This is a genomic window from Microbacterium radiodurans (genome assembly GCF_008710705.1).
GTDB classification, from domain to species: domain Bacteria; phylum Actinomycetota; class Actinomycetes; order Actinomycetales; family Microbacteriaceae; genus Microbacterium; species Microbacterium radiodurans.
In genome coordinates, this window is record NZ_VYRZ01000001.1 from 427,528 (window position 1) to 450,500 (window position 22,973).

Annotated in this window: 21 protein-coding genes; 9 read left to right on the forward strand and 12 right to left on the reverse strand. The window is 70.8% G+C overall.

Features of this window, described 5'->3' with window-relative positions; genetic code table 11:
• Positions 1 to 66: 66 nt before the first annotated feature.
• The 9 genes from F6B42_RS02120 to F6B42_RS02160 all read right to left on the reverse strand — a co-directional run bounded on the left by F6B42_RS02120 (position 67) and on the right by F6B42_RS02160 (position 11,596).
• Positions 67 to 1,725: a dipeptide ABC transporter ATP-binding protein gene (locus F6B42_RS02120; RefSeq protein WP_150417935.1), complete on the reverse strand. Its 1,659-nt coding sequence runs from the start codon at positions 1,723 to 1,725 to the stop codon at positions 67 to 69.
• Positions 1,722 to 2,654, reverse strand: a complete 933-nt coding sequence (locus F6B42_RS02125; protein ID WP_150417936.1) for an ABC transporter permease — start codon at positions 2,652 to 2,654, stop codon at positions 1,722 to 1,724. The genes F6B42_RS02120 and F6B42_RS02125 overlap by 4 nt, the downstream gene beginning before the upstream one ends.
• A gap of 13 nt (positions 2,655 to 2,667) precedes the next feature.
• A complete protein-coding gene (locus F6B42_RS02130) occupies positions 2,668 to 3,624 on the reverse strand; it encodes an ABC transporter permease (protein ID WP_150417937.1) in 957 nt (318 codons plus the stop codon).
• 38 nt (positions 3,625 to 3,662) lie between these two features.
• Positions 3,663 to 5,288, reverse strand: coding sequence for an ABC transporter substrate-binding protein (locus F6B42_RS02135; RefSeq protein WP_150417938.1), 1,626 nt, complete (start codon positions 5,286 to 5,288; stop codon positions 3,663 to 3,665).
• A gap of 173 nt (positions 5,289 to 5,461) precedes the next feature.
• Positions 5,462 to 7,411, reverse strand: a complete 1,950-nt coding sequence (locus F6B42_RS02140) for an FAD/NAD(P)-binding protein (RefSeq protein WP_223878293.1) — start codon at positions 7,409 to 7,411, stop codon at positions 5,462 to 5,464.
• A gap of 10 nt (positions 7,412 to 7,421) precedes the next feature.
• On the reverse strand, positions 7,422 to 8,747 hold the full coding sequence (locus F6B42_RS02145) for an NtaA/DmoA family FMN-dependent monooxygenase (protein WP_150417939.1): 1,326 nt from the start codon (positions 8,745 to 8,747) through the stop codon (positions 7,422 to 7,424).
• Positions 8,744 to 9,925, reverse strand: coding sequence for an LLM class flavin-dependent oxidoreductase (locus F6B42_RS02150; RefSeq protein WP_150417940.1), 1,182 nt, complete (start codon positions 9,923 to 9,925; stop codon positions 8,744 to 8,746). Before F6B42_RS02150 ends, F6B42_RS02145 begins: the two co-directional genes overlap by 4 nt.
• Before the next feature lie 193 nt (positions 9,926 to 10,118).
• A complete protein-coding gene (locus F6B42_RS02155) occupies positions 10,119 to 11,102 on the reverse strand; it encodes a cation transporter (protein WP_150417941.1) in 984 nt (327 codons plus the stop codon).
• Entirely contained in the window at positions 11,099 to 11,596 is a 498-nt protein-coding gene (locus F6B42_RS02160) for a transporter substrate-binding domain-containing protein (protein ID WP_150417942.1), read from the reverse strand. Before F6B42_RS02160 ends, F6B42_RS02155 begins: the two co-directional genes overlap by 4 nt.
• A 136-nt stretch (positions 11,597 to 11,732) precedes the next feature.
• Here F6B42_RS02160 and F6B42_RS02165 point away from each other — a divergent pair, with 136 nt between their 5' ends.
• From F6B42_RS02165 to F6B42_RS02175, 3 genes are all read left to right on the forward strand, one after another.
• Positions 11,733 to 13,019, forward strand: coding sequence for an adenylosuccinate synthase (locus F6B42_RS02165; RefSeq protein ID WP_150417943.1), 1,287 nt, complete (start codon positions 11,733 to 11,735; stop codon positions 13,017 to 13,019).
• 3 nt (positions 13,020 to 13,022) lie between these two features.
• Positions 13,023 to 14,237 carry a lactonase family protein gene (locus tag F6B42_RS02170; protein WP_150417944.1) on the forward strand — a complete coding sequence of 405 codons (1,215 nt, stop codon included), beginning with the start codon at positions 13,023 to 13,025 and terminating at the stop codon, positions 14,235 to 14,237.
• Positions 14,238 to 14,365: 128 nt separating this feature from the next.
• Positions 14,366 to 15,706: an HNH endonuclease gene (locus tag F6B42_RS02175; RefSeq protein WP_150417945.1), complete on the forward strand. Its 1,341-nt coding sequence runs from the start codon at positions 14,366 to 14,368 to the stop codon at positions 15,704 to 15,706.
• A 69-nt stretch (positions 15,707 to 15,775) separates the two neighbouring features.
• Here F6B42_RS02175 and F6B42_RS02180 read toward each other — a convergent pair whose 3' ends face one another.
• From F6B42_RS02180 to F6B42_RS15100, 3 genes are read right to left on the reverse strand one after another with little or no spacing between them, the layout of a single operon-like run.
• Entirely contained in the window at positions 15,776 to 16,921 is a 1,146-nt protein-coding gene (locus F6B42_RS02180; protein ID WP_150417946.1) for an AI-2E family transporter, read from the reverse strand.
• A gap of 9 nt (positions 16,922 to 16,930) precedes the next feature.
• On the reverse strand, positions 16,931 to 17,710 hold the full coding sequence (locus F6B42_RS15095; RefSeq protein WP_317983589.1) for an MFS transporter: 780 nt from the start codon (positions 17,708 to 17,710) through the stop codon (positions 16,931 to 16,933).
• Between the two features lie 57 nt (positions 17,711 to 17,767).
• Positions 17,768 to 18,160, reverse strand: coding sequence for an MFS transporter (locus F6B42_RS15100; protein ID WP_317983590.1), 393 nt, complete (start codon positions 18,158 to 18,160; stop codon positions 17,768 to 17,770).
• Positions 18,161 to 18,196: 36 nt separating this feature from the next.
• Here F6B42_RS15100 and F6B42_RS02190 point away from each other — a divergent pair, with 36 nt between their 5' ends.
• The 6 genes from F6B42_RS02190 (at position 18,197) to F6B42_RS02215 (ending at position 22,973) form a co-directional block, all read left to right on the forward strand.
• Positions 18,197 to 18,778, forward strand: coding sequence for a sugar O-acetyltransferase (locus F6B42_RS02190; RefSeq protein ID WP_150417947.1), 582 nt, complete (start codon positions 18,197 to 18,199; stop codon positions 18,776 to 18,778).
• Positions 18,779 to 18,785: 7 nt separating this feature from the next.
• Positions 18,786 to 19,358, forward strand: coding sequence for a TetR/AcrR family transcriptional regulator (locus tag F6B42_RS02195; protein WP_150417948.1), 573 nt, complete (start codon positions 18,786 to 18,788; stop codon positions 19,356 to 19,358).
• A gap of 22 nt (positions 19,359 to 19,380) precedes the next feature.
• A complete protein-coding gene (locus F6B42_RS02200) occupies positions 19,381 to 19,677 on the forward strand; it encodes a chorismate mutase (protein WP_150417949.1) in 297 nt (98 codons plus the stop codon).
• 337 nt (positions 19,678 to 20,014) lie between these two features.
• Positions 20,015 to 21,118, forward strand: a complete 1,104-nt coding sequence (locus F6B42_RS02205; protein WP_396652450.1) for an ABC transporter substrate-binding protein — start codon at positions 20,015 to 20,017, stop codon at positions 21,116 to 21,118.
• 86 nt (positions 21,119 to 21,204) lie between these two features.
• Positions 21,205 to 22,077, forward strand: a complete 873-nt coding sequence (locus tag F6B42_RS02210) for a carbohydrate ABC transporter permease (RefSeq protein ID WP_150417951.1) — start codon at positions 21,205 to 21,207, stop codon at positions 22,075 to 22,077.
• Positions 22,074 to 22,973, forward strand: coding sequence for a carbohydrate ABC transporter permease (locus tag F6B42_RS02215; protein WP_150417952.1), 900 nt, complete (start codon positions 22,074 to 22,076; stop codon positions 22,971 to 22,973). The genes F6B42_RS02210 and F6B42_RS02215 overlap by 4 nt, the downstream gene beginning before the upstream one ends.

Consider the following 22,973-nt stretch of genomic DNA (forward strand, 5'->3'; position numbering starts at 1 on the left):
CCGCGGATGCGGCGTGCCCGGCACCCACGGTTCGTGGCGACTCGACCGTCAGGCGATCACGCGCGCTCACGACACGACCTCGTGCGCGCGGCCGGGGATGGCGTCGATCAGGCGGCGCGTGTACTCCGCGCGCGGGTGTGTCAGGACGTCGGGGGTCGGTCCCTGTTCGACGATGCGCCCGCGCTGCATGACCGCGACCCGGTGGGAGATCTCGCGGACGACGGCCAGGTCGTGGCTGATGAACAGGTACGACACCCCGAGCTCGCGCTGCAGCTCGACGAGCAGGTCGAGGATCTGCGCCTGCACCGAGACGTCGAGCGCCGAGACCGCCTCGTCGAGGACGATGAGGTCGGGCTGCAGCGCGAGAGCCCGCGCGATCGCAACGCGCTGCCGCTGTCCGCCCGAAAGCTCGGCGGGTCGCCGCTCGGCGGTGCCGCTCGGCAGCGCGACCTGGTCGAGCAGGTCGCGCACGCGCGCCGCCCGGCCGGCGCGATCGCCGACCCCGAACGCGCGGAGGGGTTCGTCGACGACGTCGGCGACCGTGAAGCGCGGGTCGAGCGATGCGTAGGGGCTCTGGTGGACCAGCTGCAGTCGCCGGCGCAGCATCCGCACCTCCTCGCGTCGGGCGGCGACGAGGTCGACGCCGTCGAAGCGGATGCTGCCGGCGGTCGGCCGTTCGAGCCGCAGCGCGAGTCGCGCCGTCGTGCTCTTGCCCGAGCCCGACTCGCCGACGACGGCGAGGGTCTCGCCTCGCCCGACCGTGAACGACACGTCGTCGACGGCGAGCAGCGTGCCGCGGCCCGGGAGCGCGAACTCCTTGCGCAGGCCGGTCACTTCGAACAGCGGCCGGGCCGCCCCGGCGTCCGGCGCGTCGGAAGGCGCGCTCGGCGACCCCGCACGACGCGAGACGACGGCTTTCGCGTGCGGCCGCAGGCTCGGAGCCGCGGCGATGAGGCGGCGCGTGTACGGATGCTGCGGGGCTCCGAGGATCGTCCCGGCGTCACCCTGCTCGACGATGCGGCCCTGCTGCATGACGATGATGCGGTCGGCGCGATCGGCCGCGACCCCCAGGTCGTGCGTGACGAGCAGGACCGCGGTGTCGAGGGTGTCGGCGAGGGTGTCGATGTGGTCGAGGATCTGCTTCTGCACGGTCACGTCGAGCGCGCTCGTCGGCTCGTCGGCGATGACGAGCTGCGGCTCGGCTGCCAGGGCCGCGGCGATCAGCGCGCGCTGCTTCATGCCGCCCGAGAACTGGTGCGGGAACTGCCGGGCGCGCGCGGGCGCCTCGGGGATGCCGGCGAGCTCGAGCAGCTGCACGGCCTGCCGCTCCGCGGCGCGCCGAGAGGCGAGCCCGTGGATCACGACAGGTTCGCCCACCTGCCGGCCGACGCGCTTGACGGGGTTCAGGCTCGTGCCGGGGTCCTGCGGGATGAGGCCGATCCGTCGCCCGCGCACCTCGCGCCAGGCGCGGGGTGAGAGCGCGGCGAGGTCTTCGCCGGCGAAGCGGATGGCACCGGCATCCACCCGCGCGTTGCGGGAGAGCAGGCTGATGACCGCGTGCGCCGTCGTGCTCTTGCCCGACCCCGACTCGCCGACGATCGCGACGATCTCGCCCCGGTCGACCGTGAACGAGACGTCCTCGACGGCGGGCCGGGATCGCCCGTCGACGGTGTACGAGACGCGGAGTCCGGAGACCTCGAGGAGCGGGGTGCTCGGCGCGGTCATCGGGTTCCTCCGTTGCGCTCCAGGGCGCGCGAGATGCGGTTCGCCGACAGCACGACGGCGACGATCACGAGGCCGGGCAGGGTCGTGAGCCACCAGGCGACGGCGAGGTAGTCGCGGCCGCCCGAGACGAGCGAGCCCCATTCGGGCGTGGGCGGCGGGGCGCCGAAGCCGAGGAACGACAGTGACGAGATCGCCAGCACCATGACGCCGAACTCGAGCGCCGCGAGGGCCACGACCGGTCCCGAGGCGTTCGGCAGGACGTGTCGCCGCAGGATCGTGTACCAGCGCACTCCCGAGACGCGCGCCGCTTCGACGTAGACCGCCGTCGCGACCTGCAGCACCTCGGCGCGCATGACCCGGGAGAACGAGGCGACGCTCGCGAGTCCGACCGCGATGGCGACGTTGAGCGTGCCGAAGCCGAGCGCGGTGATGAGCGCGAGCGAGAGCAGGAGGCTCGGGATCGCGAGCAGGACGTCCATGAACCGCATGATCGCGTCGTCGACGATGCCGCGGAGGAAGCCGGCGAGGAGCCCGAAGAACGAGCCGACGGTCAACCCGACGATCACGGCCACGGTCGTCGCGGCGAGAGACGTCGCCGACCCGTGGACGACGCGGGCGAACAGGTCGCGGCCGAGGTTGTCGGTGCCGAACAGGTGCGTCGCCGACGGCGGCTGCAGGCGGTCGCGCGCGACGCCCTCGATGGGATCCCACGCGGTGAACCAGGTCGGAGCGAGGGCCCACAGCGTGACGAGCAGCAGCACGGCGATCGAGAGCACGAGCGTCGGCTGCCGGAGCACGTGCAGCAGGCGGGTGCGGATGCCGCGGCCGGGTCCCGCCGGTCGTTTCGGCGGACGGCCGGCGCCCGATTCGGGGCCGGAGCCGGGAACGGTGCCGGGAACGAGGAGCGGGGCGTCGAGGGTGGCGGTCATGGTTCCTCCGGCGTCAGGCCGCGACGAACGCGGTGCGGGCGAGCGTGATGCGGCGATCGATGAGGGGGTTGATGAGGTCGACGACGAGGTTCGCGACGACGAAGACGACGGCGGCGAAGACGACCACGACCTGCACGACGGGGACATCGCGGTTGTTGACGGCCGTCACGACGAGCCGGCCGATGCCCAGGCGCGAGAAGACCGTCTCGGTCACGACGGCGCCCGAGAGGAGGCCGCCGATCAGCACGCCGACCATGGTGAGGGTCGGGATGGCGGCGTTGCGGAAGGCGTGGGCGAACTGCACGCGCGCCTCGCCGGCGCCCTTGGCGCGCACGACTTCGACGTAGGGCTGCGCGAGCGTCGATCGGAGGCTCCGTGAGAGCAGCTGGGCGATGAACGCCCCCGACGGCATCGCGATCGTGATCGCCGGGAGCACCAGGCTGACGAAGCCCTCGTTGCCCATGGCCGGGAACAGCCGGAGCTGGAACGAGAACGCCTGCAGCAGCAGCAGGCCGATCCAGAACACCGGGATCGAGACGCCGATGGGCGGCAGCGAGAACAGCAGGTTCCGCAGCCAGGTGCCGCGGGCGAGCGACGCGGCCAGGGCGAGCCCGACGCCGATGACGATCGAGAGGAGGAAGGCGAAGCCGGTCAGCGCGAGCGTCGGCGGCAGCGCCTCGGCGAGCAGGTCGGCCGCGGGGCGGCCGGTCTGCGACGATGTCCCGAAGTCCCCGACCAGTGCGCGTCCGAGCGCCGACAGGTACTGCTCCCACAGCGGCCGGTCCAGCCCGAGCTCGGCGCGCAGCTGCGCCACGAGCGCCGGATCGACCTGCTCCTGGTCGCCGCCGCCGGCGAAGAGCGCGGCGGCGTCGCCGGGCAGCAGATAGAGGACGAGGAACGAGATCGTGAACGCCGCCCACAGGACGACGACTCCCTGCCCGATGCGTCGAGCGATGTATGCGACCCACATGATCTCGTTCCCCGTTCCTCAGTCGTCGTCGCCGCGGCTCACTCGGCGATCCAGGCGTCGTAGAAGTCGAGGCGGCTCGAGGCCTCGAACGTCAGACCCCGAACCCGCGAGGACGCCGTGATGGTCGTGGAGAGCTGGTAGATCGGAATCGTCGTGCCGTCCGCGATCAGCGCCCGCGCCGCCTCGTCCACGACGCGCTGCCGCTCGGTGGCGTCGATGATGGAGGACTGCTCGTCGAGCAGATCGTCGATGACCGTGCGCTCCGGGCGCCGCGTGTTGCCGGCGGGGTTGTCGGCGGTGAACACGGTCCGCAGCACGTCGGGATCGGAGCGGGTCAGGTTGCCGTAGCTGAAGTCGTAGGTGCCGTCGGCGTTCGCCGCCTGCACGTCGGCGAAGCTCGCGAACTTCAGCTGCAGGTCGACGCCGATCGCGCGGAGCTGCTGCTGAACGAGCTCGAGCACCTCCTTGGGAGACTGCCAGTAGGTCACGAGGAAGCTGAGCTTCTCGCCGTCCTTCTCGCGGATGCCGTCGGAGCCCACGGTCCAGCCGGCGCCGTCGAGGAGGTCGGCCGCGGCATCCGGGTCGAACGTGAGCTCGTCGCTGAGATCGGTGAAGTACGGCGTCGTGGACGACAGGGGCGAGACCGCCGGCTCGTCGTCGGGGCCGAGCAGCGTCGCGGTGATCTCGTCGCGGTCGATGCCTTTCTGGATCGCGAGGCGAACGTCCTCGTCGGCGAGTTTCGGCATGGACTGATTGGCGTACAGGTTGTAGACGACGCCGGGGTTGGCGCGGTTCTCGCTCCAGAAGTCCGCCGACTCGAACAGCACGGCGTCGGTCGCCGAGATGCCCGTCGTGGCGTCGATCTGGCCTGACTGCAGGCTGCCGGTGCGGTTCCCGGCCTCGGGCACGACGACGTAGTCGATCGCGTCGAGGTAGGCCTCGCCGGTGTGCGCGTTGGTCGAGGGGCCCCAGGCGTAACCCTCGCGCCGCACCAGCTTCGCTCCCTCGTTCGGCGTGTAGCTCTCGACCGAGAACGGTCCCGAGCCGATGACGTCGCCGCGGCAGCGGTCGGCCTGACTGACCGCCGCGGTCGCGGGCGAGAGCAGGCCGAGGCTGAAGGTCGAGGTCGCTTGCAGGAATTGCGCGCTCGGCGCCGAGAAGGTGATCGTGACCGTGCTGTCGTCGACGACCTCGATGCCGGCGAGGTCGGCCAGGTACGACGACCCGAGGCTCGCCTTCGCGCCGAGCGCGACGATCGCCTCGAAGTTCGTCTTGACGGATGCCGCGTCGATCGGCGCGCCGTCGGCGTAGGTCGCGCCGTCGCGCAGCGTGAACGTGAAGCTCGTCGCGTCGGCGTTCACCTCGAAGTCCTCGGCGAGCCACGGCAGGATCTCGCCGGTGTCGGGGTCCTGCGTCGTCAGGGAGGCGACGGTCTGACGTGCGATGGCGATCGCGTCGTTGTTGCCGACCTGCTGCGGGTCGATGCACTGGCTGTCGACGGAGATCGCGAAGGTCAGCTCGCCGCCGGCGACGGGTTCACCCGACGGGGTCGGTGAGCTGCCGCCCGGGGCGGTGGAGCTGCAGGAGGTGAGCAGCAGGGCTGCGGTGGCCGCGGCGGCGAGGGCGGCTGCTGCGGCGCGCGAACGGGTGCGGAGAAGAGGCATGTCCCTACGCTCCGCCTGCGGCGGGGGCGCGTGTCGTCGAGACGTCACACGCGGGAAGAACCCGTCTTCCGGCGTCGCGGCGCGTCATCCGACGTCATCACCCTCACGCTCCCGTCGAATCGCCAGAGAATGCGGATCCGGGGCACCCGGCATCAGCGATTCCTGGCGACTCGTCAGGCCGAGGCCAGGGCGGGTGCTGCGAGGGCCGCGAGGACGGCGCCGGCGGTCCGGTCGTTCTGGCGCAGCGGCAGCGCGTTCGCGGCGGGGCGCGTGAAGGCGCCGCCCTCGGTGAGCGACGTGAACGGACCGAGGGCGAAGAGGGATGCCGCCGGCGCGCCGTCCGCGGTGACGATCCGCCCGTCGTCGTCGGTGTGCACGCGCCCGAGCGAGCCGTCGAAATCGGCGTCGCGCACGCGAAGCTCGACGCCGTGGCGACCCGCCAGCTGGCGGAGCGCGGCGTTGTCGCTGACCACCGCGCCGGAGCCGGGCAACCACGCGTCGACGAGGCTGCGGGCGACCGTCTCACCGGGCACCCGGGGGCTCGACGCGACGAATCCTCGCCCGGCGTGGACGCTCACGCGCGTCTCAGGGCCGAGGAAGCGCACCACACCGGCGTCGGCCAGGGCGAGCAGCTCTTCGAGCCGGTGGGCGGGCGGCCCGCTCGCGACGTAGCTGAAGAACGTGTGCCACCGCACCGGCAGCGACACCGCGCGCGAGCGCGCCGTCCAGCGCTCGGTCGGGATCTCCGACAGCGCGAGGAACGACAGCAGCACGGCCAAGAAGACGCCCTGGGAAGCGCTGCGCTCCGGGGTCGTTCGCAACGCGAGGTCGGTTTCGATGTGCTGGACGACGCGATGGTGCGCCTCGGCGCCGTCGGCGAACACCTCCGCTGCGAGTGGGCGATCGAGCGTGCCGATGTCGAAGCGGTCGAGCGGATCGGGCACCGCCGACGCGATCGCAGCGAGGAGGGCGGGATCGTCCCAGGCATGCGCCTGGAGGACGGCGCGGAACGCGGCCCACTCGCCGACGACGCGATCGGGGTGGCCGGTGAACAGCTCGCGGTAGTGCCCGTGGAGCATCTCGCTCGCGATGAGCGGCCACACATCGGTGTCGAAGTCGACCGGCCGCGGGCGCGCGAGAAGTCCCGCGATCGCCGCTGAGGTCAGCACCTCGCGCTGCGGCGGTTCGCCCTGCAGCACCGACGACACCTTCGAGCGGTAGGGCACGCCGCGTCGCGATCCCAGGTGCAGACGCGGCTCACGACCCGACGGCGCGTAGCGCAGGCGCTCGCCGTCGGCGACGAACCGGCCGCCGCGCCCCTGGGTGAGCAGCACGACGAGATCCACCGCGGCCAGCCCCATGCCGCGCACGATGACGTCCTCGCCGGCGGCGAGGACCGACAGGTCGGCGTCGGCGGTGAAGGCCGGCGGGACGTAGACGAGGCCCTCCTCGCGGGCGGACGCGACGAGGTCGGCGGTCGCGGCGTCGGGCTCCCGTCCGTTATGGCCGACGGTGTAGACCACGACGTCGGTGTCGAGTTCGAGTCCGCTCGCGAGGGTCACGGTGTGGCCGGAGGCCGCGGCATCCGCCCGCTCCGTGACGCCGACGACGGTGTCGGCGCGCCACCGCACCGTGATGCCGGCGGGTGCCTCGGCGACGGTGCGCCGGAAGAACCAGTCGAGGTAGTAGCTGTGCAGCCGGCGCGTGGGGAAGCTGTCTCCGCGCAGGCCCCGGGCTTCGGCGGCGGCGACCTCGTCGTCGATCTCGATACCGCGACCGGATGCTGCGAGCTCGCCGCTGCGCCAGAGTTCCGCCCACTCGATGAGCGAGGGTCCCGGGCGGATCGGCCCCTCGATCGTGCAGCTGTCGTCGGTGAACACCGTGACGTCGCGCGCCATCGAGTTCAGCTTCAGCAGCGGCGACTGCGCGCGCCGCCAGATGCGCCCGGCGCCGGGCGGGTGGGGGTCGATGAGCTCGACGTGGAGCCGCGGTGCGCCGACCGCGCGGGGGTCGGTCTCACCGGAGTCGCCGACGACGTCGGCGCCGAACCGCGCGACGATCCGCTCGAGGAGCATGATCGCGCGCGGCCCGGCGCCGACGAAGAGCAGCCGACTCGCGGTCACCGGGGCGACCTCATCGACCGACGGCGGCGCCGGCCGGCACGGCCGCCGGCAGGCCGAGCAGGTCGCGCAGCGTGGCGCCCTCGTCGTAGGCCGCGCGGTAGGAGCCGCGCTCCTGCAGCAGCGGCACCACGCGGGTGGCGAACTCGTCGAGGCCGTGCGGGGTCAGGTGGCCGACGATCGTGAAGCCGTCGGTGGCCCGTTCCTGCACATATCGGTCGATCTCGCCCGCGATGTGCTCGGGTGTGCCGACGAAGGTGTGGTTGGCGGTCAGTCGGATGACGAGCTCGCGGATGCTGAGTCCCTCGGTGTCGGAGAGCTCGCGGAGCGTCGCGATGCGCTTCTGCACCGCGGCGTGGCGGTTCGCCCACCCTCGGGCGGTCTCGGCGCCGGTGTCGGGCTCGACATCCGGAAGCGGGCCGTCGGGGTCGTACCCGCTGAGGTCGCGGCCCCAGACCTGCTCGAGGTAGGTGAGCGCCTGCCCGGGCCGCACCTGCTGGAGGGCGATCTCCCGCGAGCGTTCGCGCGCCTCGGCATCCGTGTCGCCGATCACGAAGGTCGCCGCCGGCAGGATCTTGAGCGAGTCCTCGTCGCGGTCCCACGCCGCCAGGCGTCCCTTGACGTCGTCGTAGAACGTGCGCGCCGCGTCGAAGTCCTGGTGCAGCGAGAAGATGACCTCGGCGTGCTCCGCGCCGAAGTCGCGGCCGTCCGCCGAGTCGCCCGCCTGCACGATCACCGGGCGTCCCTGGGGCGAGCGCGGCACATCGAAGAGGGCGTCGACGTCGAACTGCGCGCCGGTGTGGCGGATGCGGCGGGGCAGCGCCTCGCCCTCGTCCCACGAGTCCCACAGCTTCTTCGACAGCTCGGCGAACTCCTTCGCCCGTTCGTACCGGTCGGCGTGCGCGAGGAAGCCACCGCGGCGGAAGTTCGCGCCGTGGAACGCGTCGGAGCTCGTGACGGCGTTCCAGCCCGCGCGCCCCCCGGAGAGGTGGTCGAGCGAGGCGAGCTGGCGGGCGAGCTCGTACGGCTCGTTGAAGGTCGTGTTGAGCGTTCCCACGAGGCCCACGTGGTCGGTCACGGCCGTCAGAGCCGCGAGGATCGCGAGCGTGTTCGGTCGCCCGAGCACGTCGAGCTCATGCACGCGGCCCTTGTGCTCGCGCAGGCGCAGGCCCTCGGCGAGGAAGACGTAGTCGAACAGGCCGCGTTCGGCGGTGCGCGCGAAGTACTCGAACGCCGCGAAGTCGATCTGGCTGCCCGAGGTCGGGTCGGTCCACACGGTCGTGCTGTTGACGCCGGGGAAGTGGGCGGCCAGGTGGATCTGGCGGGGCGCGGTGCTCACCGGGCGACCTTCTCTCGTGTGTTCGTGGGATGCGGGGAGTAGCGGCTGTCGGGGCGGGGCAGGCCGAGGCGTCGCCGCAGCGTCGCGCCGTCGTCCTCGCGGAGCACGCCGGTGGCGCGCAGGAGCGGCGCGATGCGCTCGGCGATCGCGACGACGTCGTCCGGCTGGCGTGCGGGGCGCAGGCGCACGCCGTCGATCCCGGTCCCGGCGAGCGAGCGGAGGTGGTCGGCGATCTCGGCGGGCGTGCCGGCGACGAGCCGCGCGTCGGAGTGGAACGCCTCCCCCGCCAGGTCGTCGAGGCGGGCAGCGGCCTCACGGGCGGCCGCCGAGGTCTCCTCGACGAGCACGACGACGTCGGCGAACACGCGCAGGCGCTCGCCGGTTCCGCGCAGCTCGGCGGCCGCACCGTCGAGCTCGGCGAGGATGCCGGTGGCCGCCGACGCGTCGTCCGGCGTGATGAACACGACGTCGGCGTGCTCGGCGGCGAGGCGGAACGGCACCGTCTGATGGGCGAGCACCGAGACGATCGGGCGGCCCTGGGGTGAGCGCGGCACGATCGAGGCGCCCGTGATGGAGAAGAACTCGCCCGCGACGTCGACGTTGTGGATGCGGTCCGCATCGACGAAGCGGCCGGTCGCGGCATCCCGGATGATCGCGTCGTCCTGCCACGAGTCCCACAGGCGACCGAGCGCATCGGCGACCTCGCCGGCCTCGCGGAAGGCGGTGTCGATGTCGGTGGCCTCTCGTCGACCGAAGTTCGCCCGTTCGGCGTCGGACCCGCCGACGACGAGGCGCACGCCGGCGCGGCCGCGGCTGGCGAAGTCGAGCGTCTGAATGCCGGTGGCCACGTGGAACGGCTCGGTGTGCGTCGTCGTCACGGTCGGGATGAGCCCGATGCGCTGCGTCAGCGGAGCCACGGCCGAGGCGAGCAGCACGGCGTCGATTCGCCCGCGCAGGCGGCCGGGCCGCAGGTCGTCGGCGCTCTCATCCCGCTGCGGAAGCGAGAGGGCGTCTTCGATCGTGGCGAAGACCAGCCCGGCCCGGTCGAGGGTGCGCAGCTGGTCGGCCCAGTGGCGCGGGGTCGTGAGCTCGTGCGGCCGGGCGCTCGACACGCGCCAGGCCGCCGGGTGCCAGCCGGTGCGCTCGAGCGCGGCGGCGAGGTGGATGCGGTGAGACATGACCCCACTGTCGGGCCGCCCCCGGGTGCCGCCAACACCGCCCGTCATCCGGCGACACCTGTCGTCACACTGTGTCGGCCGCGACCGGCCGGCGCGGACGATCGACGGCGTCGCCCCGCAGAACCGCGAGGCGCAGCCGGTCGGTCACTCCCTCACGGTAGCCAGACCCGCCCGGCGCTCGCCGCCCCGGCGGTCATCCGCCGACATGCGGCACCACGTCGGGCAGCTCGCGCACGGGGATGACGACGATGTCCTGCACCTTCCAGTCGAGTTCGACGCATCCCTCCCGCGCCGCCTCGAGGTCATCGAGCGACGGAGCCGCCCCGTCCACCGGCACGACGAACGATTCGATGTGGAAGACGTGTCCCTCGTCGCGGACGCGGCTCCCCGCGCGGGCGACCCACGGGAGGCCCGCGAGATGCTCGTCGATCTGCGCGGCGAGCGGGTGCGGCTCCCTGTCGTCGAAGGTCGTCGCCCGCGCATCCATCAGATCGACGATCGCTGCGCGCAGATTCTTGAGGCCGTCCTTGAGGATGCCCGCCGCGATGAACAGCGCCGCCGCGGCATCCAGCCACCAGATCCCCAGCCCGATGCCCGTGACGCCGACGATGGAGCCGACGGCCGTCATCCAGTCGGCCTTGTTCATGTCGGCGTCGGCGTAGAGCACCTTATTGTGCAGTTCGCGAGCGAGGGTGATCTTCGCCCGCCCGAGCAGCACCGGGGGGACGGCCGTCATCGCCATCACCGCGATCATGAGCCACCCGAGCCAGATCGAGACGCCGAACAACTCGACGGTGCCGATCGTCGGATGCTCGCCGCTCAGCAGTCCGATGCCCGACTCGACGACGAGGTAGGTGCCCATCGTCGACAGCGCGACGGCCGCGACGAGGTGCCCGACCCCGACGGAGCGGTGATATCCGTACGGATGCCGCGGCGTCGGGCGCCGGCGATTGACCCGGACCGCGATGAGGAAGGCGATCGGGGGGATGAACGACAGGAGGTCCTCGATCCACGCGGCCTTCATCGCCTGCGAGTTGCCGAGCACGAGAAACACCAGGGTCACGGTCACCGCGAGGAAGGCGATCGTCAGCCACTCCAGACGCGTCGCGCGACGGAGGACCTCGACCTGCCGTTCGGGGAGCTCGGTCTGGCCGAACCGGACCGCCGACGCGCTCACAGCGCACCCGCCGTCGAGCGCTCGGACAGGAAGGTCTCGAGGCGGGAGAGGAAGGCGTTCTCACCGAGGGGCGCGAGCATGACGAGCTTCAGCGTGCTGCCGTCCTTCGCGGTGGCCTCGGCGTACGGCCGCGTCACGCCGGCCTTGTCGGTCCACGGCGTCTGGTCGGTCAGGCCGCCCGCGATGAGGTCGAGGCCGCCGTTCTCCAGCTCGCGGACCAGGGCCTCCTCGGAGCCGACCGTCCACTCGACCTCGGCGTCGAGCGAGTCGGCGAACGCGCGGATCGCGTCGACCTCGATGCCGCGGGGGGTGTCGCCCGAGACCTCGACGAAGTCGCCGTTCGGCGTGACGCCGGCGCGGAGGGTCCCGCCCTCGACGGCGGCGAGCGTGCCCGACGGGTCGGTGGGGATGCTCAGCCCGCACCCCGACAGCGTCGCCGTCGCGAGGACGAGTGCGGCCAACACCGCAGGGCGGGAACGTGCGGACCGGGACATGGGTCTCCTCCTCGACGGCACGGCGGTGCGAACGGTCCGGAATGTACTCCCGGCCGCCGAAGCCGGCAGGGGGCTTGCGGGCGGGGTGCTGGATAGGATGGGGTGCAATCCCTCCTCGACAGAAAGGGAGATCCGCATGCCGGGAATCGTCATCGTCGGAGTCCAGTGGGGCGACGAAGGCAAGGGCAAGGCCACCGATCTGCTCGGTGACCGCACCGACTGGGTCGTCAAGTTCAACGGCGGCAACAACGCCGGGCACACCGTCGTCATCGGAGACGAGAAGTACGCCCTGCACCTGCTGCCGAGCGGCATCCTCTCGCCCGGGGTCAACGCCGTCATCGGCAACGGCGTCGTGGTCGACCTCGAAGTGCTCTTCGCCGAGCTCGAGGCGCTGTCGGCGCGCGGCCTCGACATCTCGCGTCTGAAGGTGAGCGCGAACGCGCACATCATCACGCAGTACCACCGCACGCTCGACAAGGTGACCGAGCGGTTCCTCGGCAAGCGGCAGATCGGCACGACCGGTCGCGGCATCGGTCCGGCGTACGCCGACAAGATCAACCGCGTCGGCATCCGCGTGCAGGACCTCTTCGACGAGAACATCCTCCGCCAGAAGGTCGAGGGCGCCCTCGACCAGAAGAACCATCTGCTGGTGAAGATCTTCAACCGGCGTGCGATCAGCGCAGACGAGATCGTCGACGACCTGCTGTCGTACGCCGACCGGCTGCGACCGATGGTCGCCGACACCGGCCTGCTCCTGAGCGACGCGCTCGACGCGGGCGACGTGGTCGTCTTCGAGGGCGGCCAGGCGACGATGCTCGACGTCGATCACGGCACCTACCCGTTCGTGACCTCGTCGTCGGCGACCGCGGGCGGCGCGGCCACCGGCTCGGGCGTCGGTCCGAACCGCCTCGACCGCATCGTCGGCATCGTGAAGGCGTACACGACGCGCGTCGGATCGGGTCCGTTCCCCACCGAGCTCTTCGACGAGAACGGCGACTTCCTGCGCTCGCGCGGCTTCGAGTTCGGCACCACGACCGGCCGGCCGCGCCGCGTCGGCTGGTACGACGCGCCGATCACCCGGTACGCGACGCGCATCAACGGCATCACCGACCTCGTGCTCACGAAGCTCGACATCCTGACGGGGCTCGACCGCATCCCGGTCTGCGTCGCGTACGACGTCGACGGCACGCGCTTCGACGAGGTGCCGGTGAACCAGTCGGACTTCCACCACGCGACACCGGTCCTGGAGTACTTCCCCGGGTGGAAGCAGGACATCTCGACGGCGCGCACGTTCGACGACCTCCCGATCGAGGCGCAGGAGTACGTCCTCGCCCTCGAGAAGATGAGCGGTACGCGCATCTCGGTGATCGGCGTCGGCCCCGCCCGTGACGCCGTCATCGTGCGTCACGACCTCGTGGACTGACCCGTGCGGCTGCTCCTGGGCGGCTACACCCCCGACATGGACGGTCGGGCCGCCGGCATCGGCGTGCTCGATGCGGGCGACCCGGACGGCGCTACCGTCGACGGGCAGCTGTCGCTGCATCCGGCGGTCGTCGCCGCATCGTCGCCGTCGTGGGTGGCGCGGCATCCGTCGCTCGACGTCGTCTACGCGGCGCTGGAGTTCCGCGGCGAGGTGCAGGCGTACCGCCGGACGGGTCCCGACTCGTGGGTTCCGCTCGGGGCGGCCGTCGCCGCCGGCGAGTCGGTCTGCCACGTCGCGGTCGCGCCCGACGGCGGCTCGCTCGTCGCGAGCTGCTGGAGCGACGGCCGGGTCGTGCGGATGCGGGTGGGTGCCGCCGGCGTGCCGTCTGCGCCCGTGATCGCCGCAGCCGCCGTCGATCCGTACGGCCCGGAGGGAGACGGCGGCGCGGACCGGGCGCTCGGCGGGGGCGGCTCGGCCGGCGACATCGACCTGGCTGCGGCTGCTCGCGCGCTCCGAGAAGCGGCCGGATCCGAGTTCGCCCACCTCGTTCCCGATCACGACCGGGAGCCGGTCGCCGGCTCGGCTGCTGCGGGGGCCGCCCCGGGTGAGGATGCCGCGGATCTTCGGCCGTCGCGCGCGCATCAGGCGCGGTACCTGCCGGGCGGGCTCATCGTGACGACCGACATGGGGCTCGATCTCGTTCGGTTCTGGCGTGACACGCCCCGCGGGCTGCGCCCGGCGCAGGAGGTCGCCCTGCCGCTCGGGAGCGGGCCGCGTCACACGCTGTGGCACCCGAGCGGACACCTGTACGTCCTGACCGAGCTGTCGCGCGAGATCTACGTGCTCGGCGCCGATCGTGAGGGCGTCTGGCGGATGCTGTCGGCCACCGGCCTCGAGGGGACGCTCGCGGGCGACACGGCGGCCGAGATCGCGATGACACCGGACGGCGAGACGGTGTACGCCGGTGTGCGCGGCAGCGACACGATCGGCGTCGCGCGGGTGCGCGGCGGCGGCGACCGGCTGCAGCAGCTGGCGCTCGTCGACGCCGGTGCGGCCTGGCCGCGCCACCACCTCGTCGTCCGCGACACGCTGCTCGTGGCGGGTCAGCACTCCGACGACGTCGTGTCGATGGCGCGCGACCCGCGCACCGGCATCCCGGGTCGCGTCCGCCACCGCGTCGAGGCGCCGAGCCCGACCTGCCTGGTCGCCCTGCCCTAGCGGCGACGGGATGGGAATTCCGGTCAGCGACGCGACGCGTCCTCCACAGGTTCGAGTGCATACGACTTCTCCACGGATAGTATCTATGTTCTATACTCATGTCGGTGCCCGATGGCATAATTTAAGACATGGGGACGAACCGATCAGCGAGCGACGAGGAGTCGTGGGCGCGCATTCGCGCGGAGCTCGACGGTGCTGTGGACGTGTTGCGGGCTCGGGATGCCGCGGAGATCGCGCATCTGCGCAAGCTCGCCGTGCTCGGCCGTGAGGCACTGTCGATGTCGCGTCGGAACGGTCTGTTGGGTCGTGAGACGGATATGCAGCTGCGGGCGGTGGCGGCGGAGTTCGCGGCGATTGCGCGGTGCGGTGATCGGCGGGTGCAGAACGAGATCGGGCGGGCGTTGGAGATCGTCGATGGGAACCCGCTCGTGCTCGCCGCGTGGGAGGCCGGCCGGCTCACGGCCAAGCATGTCGACGATGTCGTGAAGCTCGGCCGGAACATCCCGGAGGAGAACCACGACGAGTGGCAGGAAGCCGCTATCGCCGTCGCGGAGCGGGACGTGCCGGCCCGGGTTTACGGCGCTCTGGAGTCGTTGGTGCAGCATTTCACCGCACGGACCTTCGCGGAGCGCCACAAGGCGGCGGTGGCCGATCGGGGTGTGTACCTGCGGGATCTCGGTGACGGGATGTCGGAGCTCACCCTGCGGGGTGCGACCACCCTGCTCGTGGCGATCGACGATCGGCTCAACCAGATGGCGGTGTCGACGATCGACGCCGCAAGGGAAGCGGCCGTGGATGCTCGCGCGGCGGGCGAGGAGCACGAGCCCGATACGCGCACCCGCCAGCAGGTCCGAGCGGACGTCCTGTGCGATCTCGGCTTGACCGGGGGCCCGGCGGTGGACCCCACCCATGGTGTCGATGGGAAGACCTCGCTCGGCGCGATCCGCGCACGCGTACAGCTGGTCGTGACCGCCGACACCCTCTCCGGGAAGGACGACCGCGCCGCCGAACTCGTCGGCGCCGGCCTGATCGACGCCGACGAGGCTCGGACGCTGGCCGGGGACGCCACCCTCTGGGACCGGGTCCACCTCGACGCGACGACCAAGACGGTGACCCATGTTGATCAGTACCGGCCACCCGCGGCACTGCGGAGGATGCTTCAGGCGCGGGATCGGCATTGCCGGTGGCCCGGGTGCCACCTGCCCGCGATCCGGTGCGAACTGGATCATTCGATCGATCACGCCCTCGGTGGTCCGACGTGTGAGTCGAACCTGTGCAACCTGTGCCAGAGGCATCATTCGATGAAGCAGTTCACCGACTGGCTCGTCCTCCAACTCGGCGGCGGGGTGATTCAGTGGACTTCCCCGACAGGCCGGGTCTACCGGGAAGACCTCCCGGTGCCATCGGTGTGCTTCACTCCCGAGTTCGTCGCCGAACGGCCACCGCCCGACACGCCATCTCCGTTCTGACGCGAGTCGCACCCCTCGAGAGGGAGAGGGCTCGAGCGAGCGCTGCGAGCAGCGTCGGCAGGAAGCGCGCTACGCCTGCCGCTGCTTCTTCGCGTCCTGGCGGGGGATGACGATCTGGTTGATGATCAGCAGGATCGACGCCGTCACGGGGATCGCGACGAGTGCGCCGAGGAGGCCGAGCAGCGTGCCGCCGACCAGCGCCCCGATGACGACGAGGGAGCCGGGCACCGAGACGGTGCGGTTCATCACGCGCGGCGTGAGCAGATATGCCTCGACCTGCATGTACACGAGGTAGACGACTGCGAAGATGATCGCCTGCAGGGGCGCCGTCGGGTTGGTCAGCAGGGTCACGACAGACGCGCCGACCCAGAACAGCACCGTTCCCACCAGGGGGATCAGCGTGATCGCGAACGCGAGCACGGCGAGGAGCGCCGCGAACGGGACGCCCAGAATCGTCAGCACGATGAACGCGAAGACGGCGTTCATGAGGGCCAGCACGACCATGCCCGAGAGGTATCCGCCGATCGACTCGGTGATCTGCCGCGTCATGTCCGCGACGGTGCTGCGCGAGCGCGCGGGCGAGATGCGCACGAGGGCGTTCTTCATGCGCGGCAGCGACGCGAGGAAGTAGAGGCTCAGCACGAGCACGATGATCGCGCCCGAGATCGCCGTCACGACGCTGACGCCCACCTGCAGCAGGCCGCCGCCGATGGCCGCGATGTTCGCCGGATTGGTGACGAAGCTCTGCACCTCGTTGAGCACGTCGCTCAGGCTGTCGCCGAAGGTGTTCTCCAGCCACAGGACGGTGTCGCTCTGCAGGGCGTCGTTCACGATCGTCGGCACGTCGCCGACGAACTGCTCGATCTGCTTGACGACCGGGGGCAGGACGATCCACAGCATCCCGGCGATGATCACCGCCAACGCGACGAACGTGATGACGATGCCCCAGGCGCGGCTGATCCCGCGCCGCATCAGGAAGCGGACGACCGGATCGAGCGCGAGAGCGACGAAGAGCGCGATCGAGACGTAGATGAGCACGGTCGACAGGCTCGACAGGGCGAGACCCAGGAGTATTGCGGTGAGGGCGCCGAGGGTCAGGAAGAAGCCGGCCGCGAAGGGACGCGACAGCGCGCCCCACGTCGGCCGGTCGCGAGTGGAGGACGGCGACGCCGCGGCGCCGGTGTCGGGGTTCGCGTGGGGGCGCGGCGTCATCATGGTCACACTCTAGGTGGCGGCTGCGCGCGGCTGGGGGCGCGTGCTCAGCACCGAGGCGAGTGCTATGACGGCGAGCCCCGCCAGGGGGATGACCCACAGCGCGCCGCCGAGCCCGATGCGCTCCGATACGGCTCCGACGATCGGAGGCGATGCCAGGAAGCCCAGGCGCATCAGCCACGACACGAGTGTGAGTCCGGTGCCGTGCCGGAGGCCGGGCAGCGCGTCGGCGCCGGCCATCGCCGCGGGTACCAGGGTCGCAACGCCGAATCCGGCGGCCGCGAACCCGGCGATCGTGCCCGGCACCGTCGGGAGGAGCAGTGCGACACCCATTCCGGCCGCGACGATCACGCCGCCGGCCCGCGCGACCACGCGCTGACCGAACCGGTCGACGAGCGGGTCGCCCACGATGCGTCCGACGAACTGGGCGCCCACGAGCGCGATGAGCCCCGCGGCGGCCAGCGGCGCCGCGGCACCGAGGTCGCTGCCGAGGTAGAGCGCCGACCACGAGAATCCGGCGTCCTCGACGGTCGTGCCGGCGATGGCGATGACGACGAGCGCCGCCAGCATGACCATCGTGCGCGGCGCGACCCGTCGGCGCCGAGCTTCGCCGTCGGGACCGCCCGCCGGACCCTCCGGGCCGGCCGACACGTTCTCGGGATCGCGCCCCGGCAGAGCGAAGCGCAGCGCCACGAGCGCGACGAGCGCGAAGATCGCCGCCGAGATCGTCAGATGGATGCCGAGGGGCAGCCGCAGCGCGATGGCGGCCGCGGCCATCGCGCCCCCGGTCACCGCTCCGATCGACCAAATGGCGTGGAACGAGTTGAGGATCGAGCGGCCGTACTCGCGCTACACGCGCAGGCCGTGCGCGTTCTGGGCGACATCCGTGATGGCGTCCATCGCTCCGCCCAGCAGCAGAGCGCCGGCGAAGACGAGCGGCGTGGGCGAGAGGCCCGCGGCGAGGATGCCGATCGCGGTCAGGATCGTGCCCGCGACGGCGGCCGGCGCCGAACCTAGGCGCCGGATGACGAAGCCCGCGCCCAACCCGGCGGCGATCGCCCCGGCCGGGAACGCGATGATCGTGAGGCCGTAAGCGGCGTTGTCGAGTCCGAGGGCGTCCTTGATCTCGGGATAGCGCGGCAGGATGTTCGCGAACAGGGCGCCATTGGTGAGGAACAGCGCGCTCACCGCCATCCGGGCGCGTCGAGCGGCGGGCGGCGGCGCCGGAGAAGTCGATCGCATGTGTACGAGTGTACGCATAGTCGGTAGGCTGTCAGTATGACTGCGAACTACTTCGCCGACGACCCGCGCACGAACCGAGAGCGGATGCTGGCCGGCGAGCTCTACATCGCCGACGATCCCGAGAGCGCGCGCGTCGCCCGCCGGGCCGTCGAGCTCAGCGCCGCCTACGCCCGAGCCGTCGTCGAGGCGCCCGAGACGGCGCCGGCACACCTCAAGGAGCTGCTCGGGACCCTCGGTGACGACGTGGAGATCAAGCCGCCGTTCTTCGTCGACTACGGCGAGAACATCCACATCGGCGCACGCACCTTCATCAACGCCCACCTCACGGCGCTGGACGTCGCACGGATCACGATAGGCGAGGACTGCCAGATCGGTCCGAACGTGCAGCTGCTCACGCCGACCCATCCGCTCGACCCGCAGCAGCGCCGCGACAAGCTCGAGGCAGCGGAGCCCATCACCCTCGGCGACAACGTGTGGCTGGGCGGTGGGGTCATCGTGTGCCCCGGCGTCACGATCGGCGAGAACACCGTGGTCGGAGCCGGGGCCGTCGTCACGCGCGATCTTCCGGCCAACGTCGTCGCCGTCGGAAGCCCGGCCCGTGTCATCCGAGAGCTCTGACCCGCTCATGTCACCCCACCCGTCCGAGGCTCGCCGTGCCCGTCGCACCGATCCCGATCGGCGGGGGCGCATCGTCGACGCCGCCCTCGAGGTCATCGCGACCGGCGGCGTGGCGGGGGCATCCCATCGCCGCATCGCGGCCGCGGCCGACGTCCCGCTCGGATCGATGACCTACCACTTCGCGGGCATGGACGACCTGCTGCGAGCTGCCTTCTCGCGCTTCGCCGAGGAGGTCAGTCGAACCATCGATGACCGCCTGGCAGGCGTCTCGACCCGCGCCGAGGCCGTCGACGCCGTCGTCGCCCACATCGACGAGGACATCTTCGGCAGTCGTCGCGCCCTCGTGCTCACCCACGAGCTCTACACGCTGGCCGCGCGCGAGGAGTCGTACCGTGCACTGACGGCGGCGTGGATGGCCCGCAGCCGCGCCGCGCTCGAGCGGCACTTCGACCCCCTCACCGCACGGCTGCTCGACGCCCTGGTGGAGGGGCTCACGATCCACCGCGCCCTCGACACCGTCCCCGCCCGGCCCGGCCTGGCGCGCGAGGCCGTCGAACGGGTGTGCCGGCCGAGCCGGTAGGGTCGGCGGGGGAGGAGCCGCCATGACCGACGCCACGACCGAGCTGCAGCGCCTGCGCGCCAGCATCGACAACATCGACGCCGCCCTCGTCTTCATGCTCGCCGAGCGCTTCCGCTGCACGAAGCAGGTCGGCGAGCTCAAAGCCGAGCACGGGATGCCGGCATCCGATCCCGGTCGCGAGGAGCGGCAGATCGCGCGGCTCCGGAGCCTCGCCGAAGAGGCCGACCTCGACCCCGAGTTCGCGCAGAAGTGGTTCGGGTTCGTCGTCGCCGAGGTCATCCGCCACCACACGGCGGCCGCCCAGGCCGACAAGCCCTGAGCCCAGGACGCACCGCGGGGCCCGCACCTGGAACTTCCCGAATGCTCATACGTATTCACGAAATGTGATCGTTACCGACAGAGGTTCCGACTAAGGCTTCCCTAAGCGCTATGCATACGTATACGGTGTGGCCATGTCATCCACTAAGAAGCGCGCTTTCGCCCTCGTCGCCGCGGCGGCCGTGGGTGCACTCGCCCTCACCGGATGCGGCGCGGGGAGCCGCACGGGGAATGCGAATGCCACCGAGGTCACCTGCGACTACTCCGCACCCGATTCCGCGACCACGGTCAACGTGCTCGCCTACAACTCCTCCGCGATCGACCCCTTCACCGACACCATGGTGTCGAGCTGCTCGAAGGACGACGTCACGGTCAAGCACGACCCGATCGACTTCGGCGGGCAGGTGACCAAGACCACCGCGACCCTGGCCGGCGATACCGGAACGTACGACATCGTGGAGACGTACGGCTTCGTCATCCCGGGCCTCGCCACCGACGAGAAGCTCGTTCCGCTCGACGACCTCTTCGACAAGTACGCCGATGAGTACGGGCTGAACGAGATCAGCGAGTCGATGCGCACCGGCATGTCGTACGACGGAAAGCTCTACGCGCTGCCCATGCAGGCCCAGATGTTCGTCATGGCCTACCGGGCGGACGTCTTCGAAGACCTCGGACTCGACGTCCCGACCACGTTCGACGACGTCGTCGCCGCGGCCGAGGCCATCCGGGCGGCCGGCACGATGCAGTACCCCATCGCCCTGCCGTGGCTCGCCACGGCCGACGTCACGACGAGCTTTCAGGCCGCGATGAACTCCCTCGGAGCCGACTTCGTCGACGAGGCGGGGGATGTGACGCTCGACACACCCGAGGCGCAGCAGGCGCTCGAGGGCATGCTGGCACTGGTCCCGTACATGGATCCGCAGGTCACGACCTTCGATCAGCCGAAGGTGCAGCAGCAGATGTACAACGGCACCGCGGCGATGTCGATCATGTTCTCGGGCCGCATGAACGATCTGACCCTCGACACGAACAGCAATCTCGCCGACTCGTTCGCGTTCGCCGCCCCGCCCAAGCTCGACGCCGATGCACCGTACGCGTACAACCGCCTGTCGATCGACGGCTGGTCGATTCCGTTCAACACGCAGCTCGACCACGACATGCTCTTCGTCATGATGGCCTCGGCCGTCAGCGAGGACGCGTCGAAGGCATCGGTGCCCGCGGCCTACCCGGCACGCGAGGGCATGGTCACGGCGGACAACTCGCCCTACGGCGAGGCGGCGAACGACTCGATCGCCGCGGCGATGCCGCCGGTCGTCTCGCCGATCCTCGCGGATCTGACGAACGAGATCCGTCCCATCCTCGTGCAGGTGCTCTCCGGGAACCTCTCGGTCGAGGACGGCATGACCCAGATGCAGGCGGCCGGCGAAGCCTTCGTCGGCTGAGCCCCACCCGCCCACGTCACCGACACATCGATGACCGCGGCCTGGATCTCCGGGTTCAGGCCGCGGCCGGTCGAGGGGAGCACTTCATGAAGGCACGCGAGTTCTGGCTGCTGTTCGCTCCGAGCTTCGTGATCATGGCGGCGCTGCTGGTCGTCCCGCTCATCCGGACGATCCAGTGGAGCTTCGAAAGCGTCCGCTACGGGACGCCCGGCACGTTCGTCGGTCTCGAGAACTTCCTCGACGCCTTGACGGACGAGCGCTTCGGTCGCGCTGCGCTGTTCACCGTCGTCGTGACGGTCATCACCACGACGATCCTGCTCGTCCTCGGATACCTCATCGCGACCGGGGTGAACCGGCTGACCACCTCGCGCCCGCTGGTGCTCGGCATCATGCTCGTGTCGTACGTCCTGCCGAACCTGGTCGGGGCCGTCGCCTATTCGTGGCTGTTCGACGACAACTTCGGCGGCGTCGTCAACCGCTTCATCGGGCTGCTCGGCGGCTCGCAGGTGCTGTGGTTCACCGATCAGGTGCCGAATGCCGTGCTCGTCATCTCGAACACCGTCTGGCACATGCTGCCGTTCGCCATGCTGATCATCCTCGCGGGGCTGCAGGGCGTTCCCGTCGAGCTGCGCGAGGCTGCGAAGATCGACGGCGCCAACGCGGTCCAGACGCACCTGAACGTCATCATCCCGACCCTTCGCGGGGTGCTGGGCTTCGTCACCCTCATCTCGATCATGGACGTGCTGCGCATGTTCGACAATCTGATCCCGCTCTCGCCGCAGGCACAGGCGATCGGCAACGAGTCGATCATGCTCTACGTCTACTCCGTCGCGTTCGCCGACGGCGCTCAGAACCTCGGACTCGGCAGTGCCATCAACGTGCTGACCATCATCCTCATCCTGGTGATGCTCATCCCGTTCATCCGCGGCATCTTCACGGAAGCGAAGGCAGAACGATGACGCTCACCAGCGGCGACCTCTCCACCCGCGCGATCACCACGGCCGATATCGAAGGCACCGGCCGTCGTCGCCGCCACCGCGGTCGGCGTCCGGTGATCACCGGCCTGCTGCTCGGCATCCTCTGCGTCGTGATGCTCAGCCCGTTCATCTGGATGACGCTGTCGGTCACCAAGCCGACGAACGTCGCGTTCGCCAACCCGCCGGTGCTCTGGGACTACCAGCCGACGGTGCAGGCCTTCGTCGACCTCTGGCAGACGACCTACTTCGCCGACTACCTCGTCAACACCGTGGTGGTGGCGGTGGTCTCGACCGTGGTCGCCCTCATCATCGGCATCCCGGCTGCGTACGCCCTCTCGCGGTTCCCAAGCTACGTGTCGGCGATCCTCCTCGTGCTCGCGCTGATCTTCCGCGCGCTGCCGCGGTTCGCCGTTGTGCTGCCGATGTACGACATCAGCCGAGCCCTCGGCATCTACGACACGACGGTCGCACTCGCCATCGCGCTCGTCGCGATCAACCAGCCCTTCACCATCTGGCTGCTGCGGAACTTCTTCGCCGAGATCCCTCGCGAGCTCGACGAGGCGGCGATGATCGACGGCTGCACCCGCATCGGCATGCTGCGGCGCGTCATGATCCCGCTCATGGGTCCGGGCATCCTGACCGCGGGCATCTTCGTCTTCCTCTTCGCCTTCCAGGAGTACCTGACCGCCCTGGTGCTCACCGACTCGTCGTCCAAGACCGTGCCGGTGTTCATCGCGACGCAGCTCGGCCAGACGCTGCCGATGCTCCAGCAGGCAGGTGCGGCGTCGATGCTGCTGACGATCCCGGTGATCGTGATCGCGTTCATCGCGCAGAAGTACCTCGTCGCGGGACTGAGCGACGGGGCGGTCAAGGGGTGA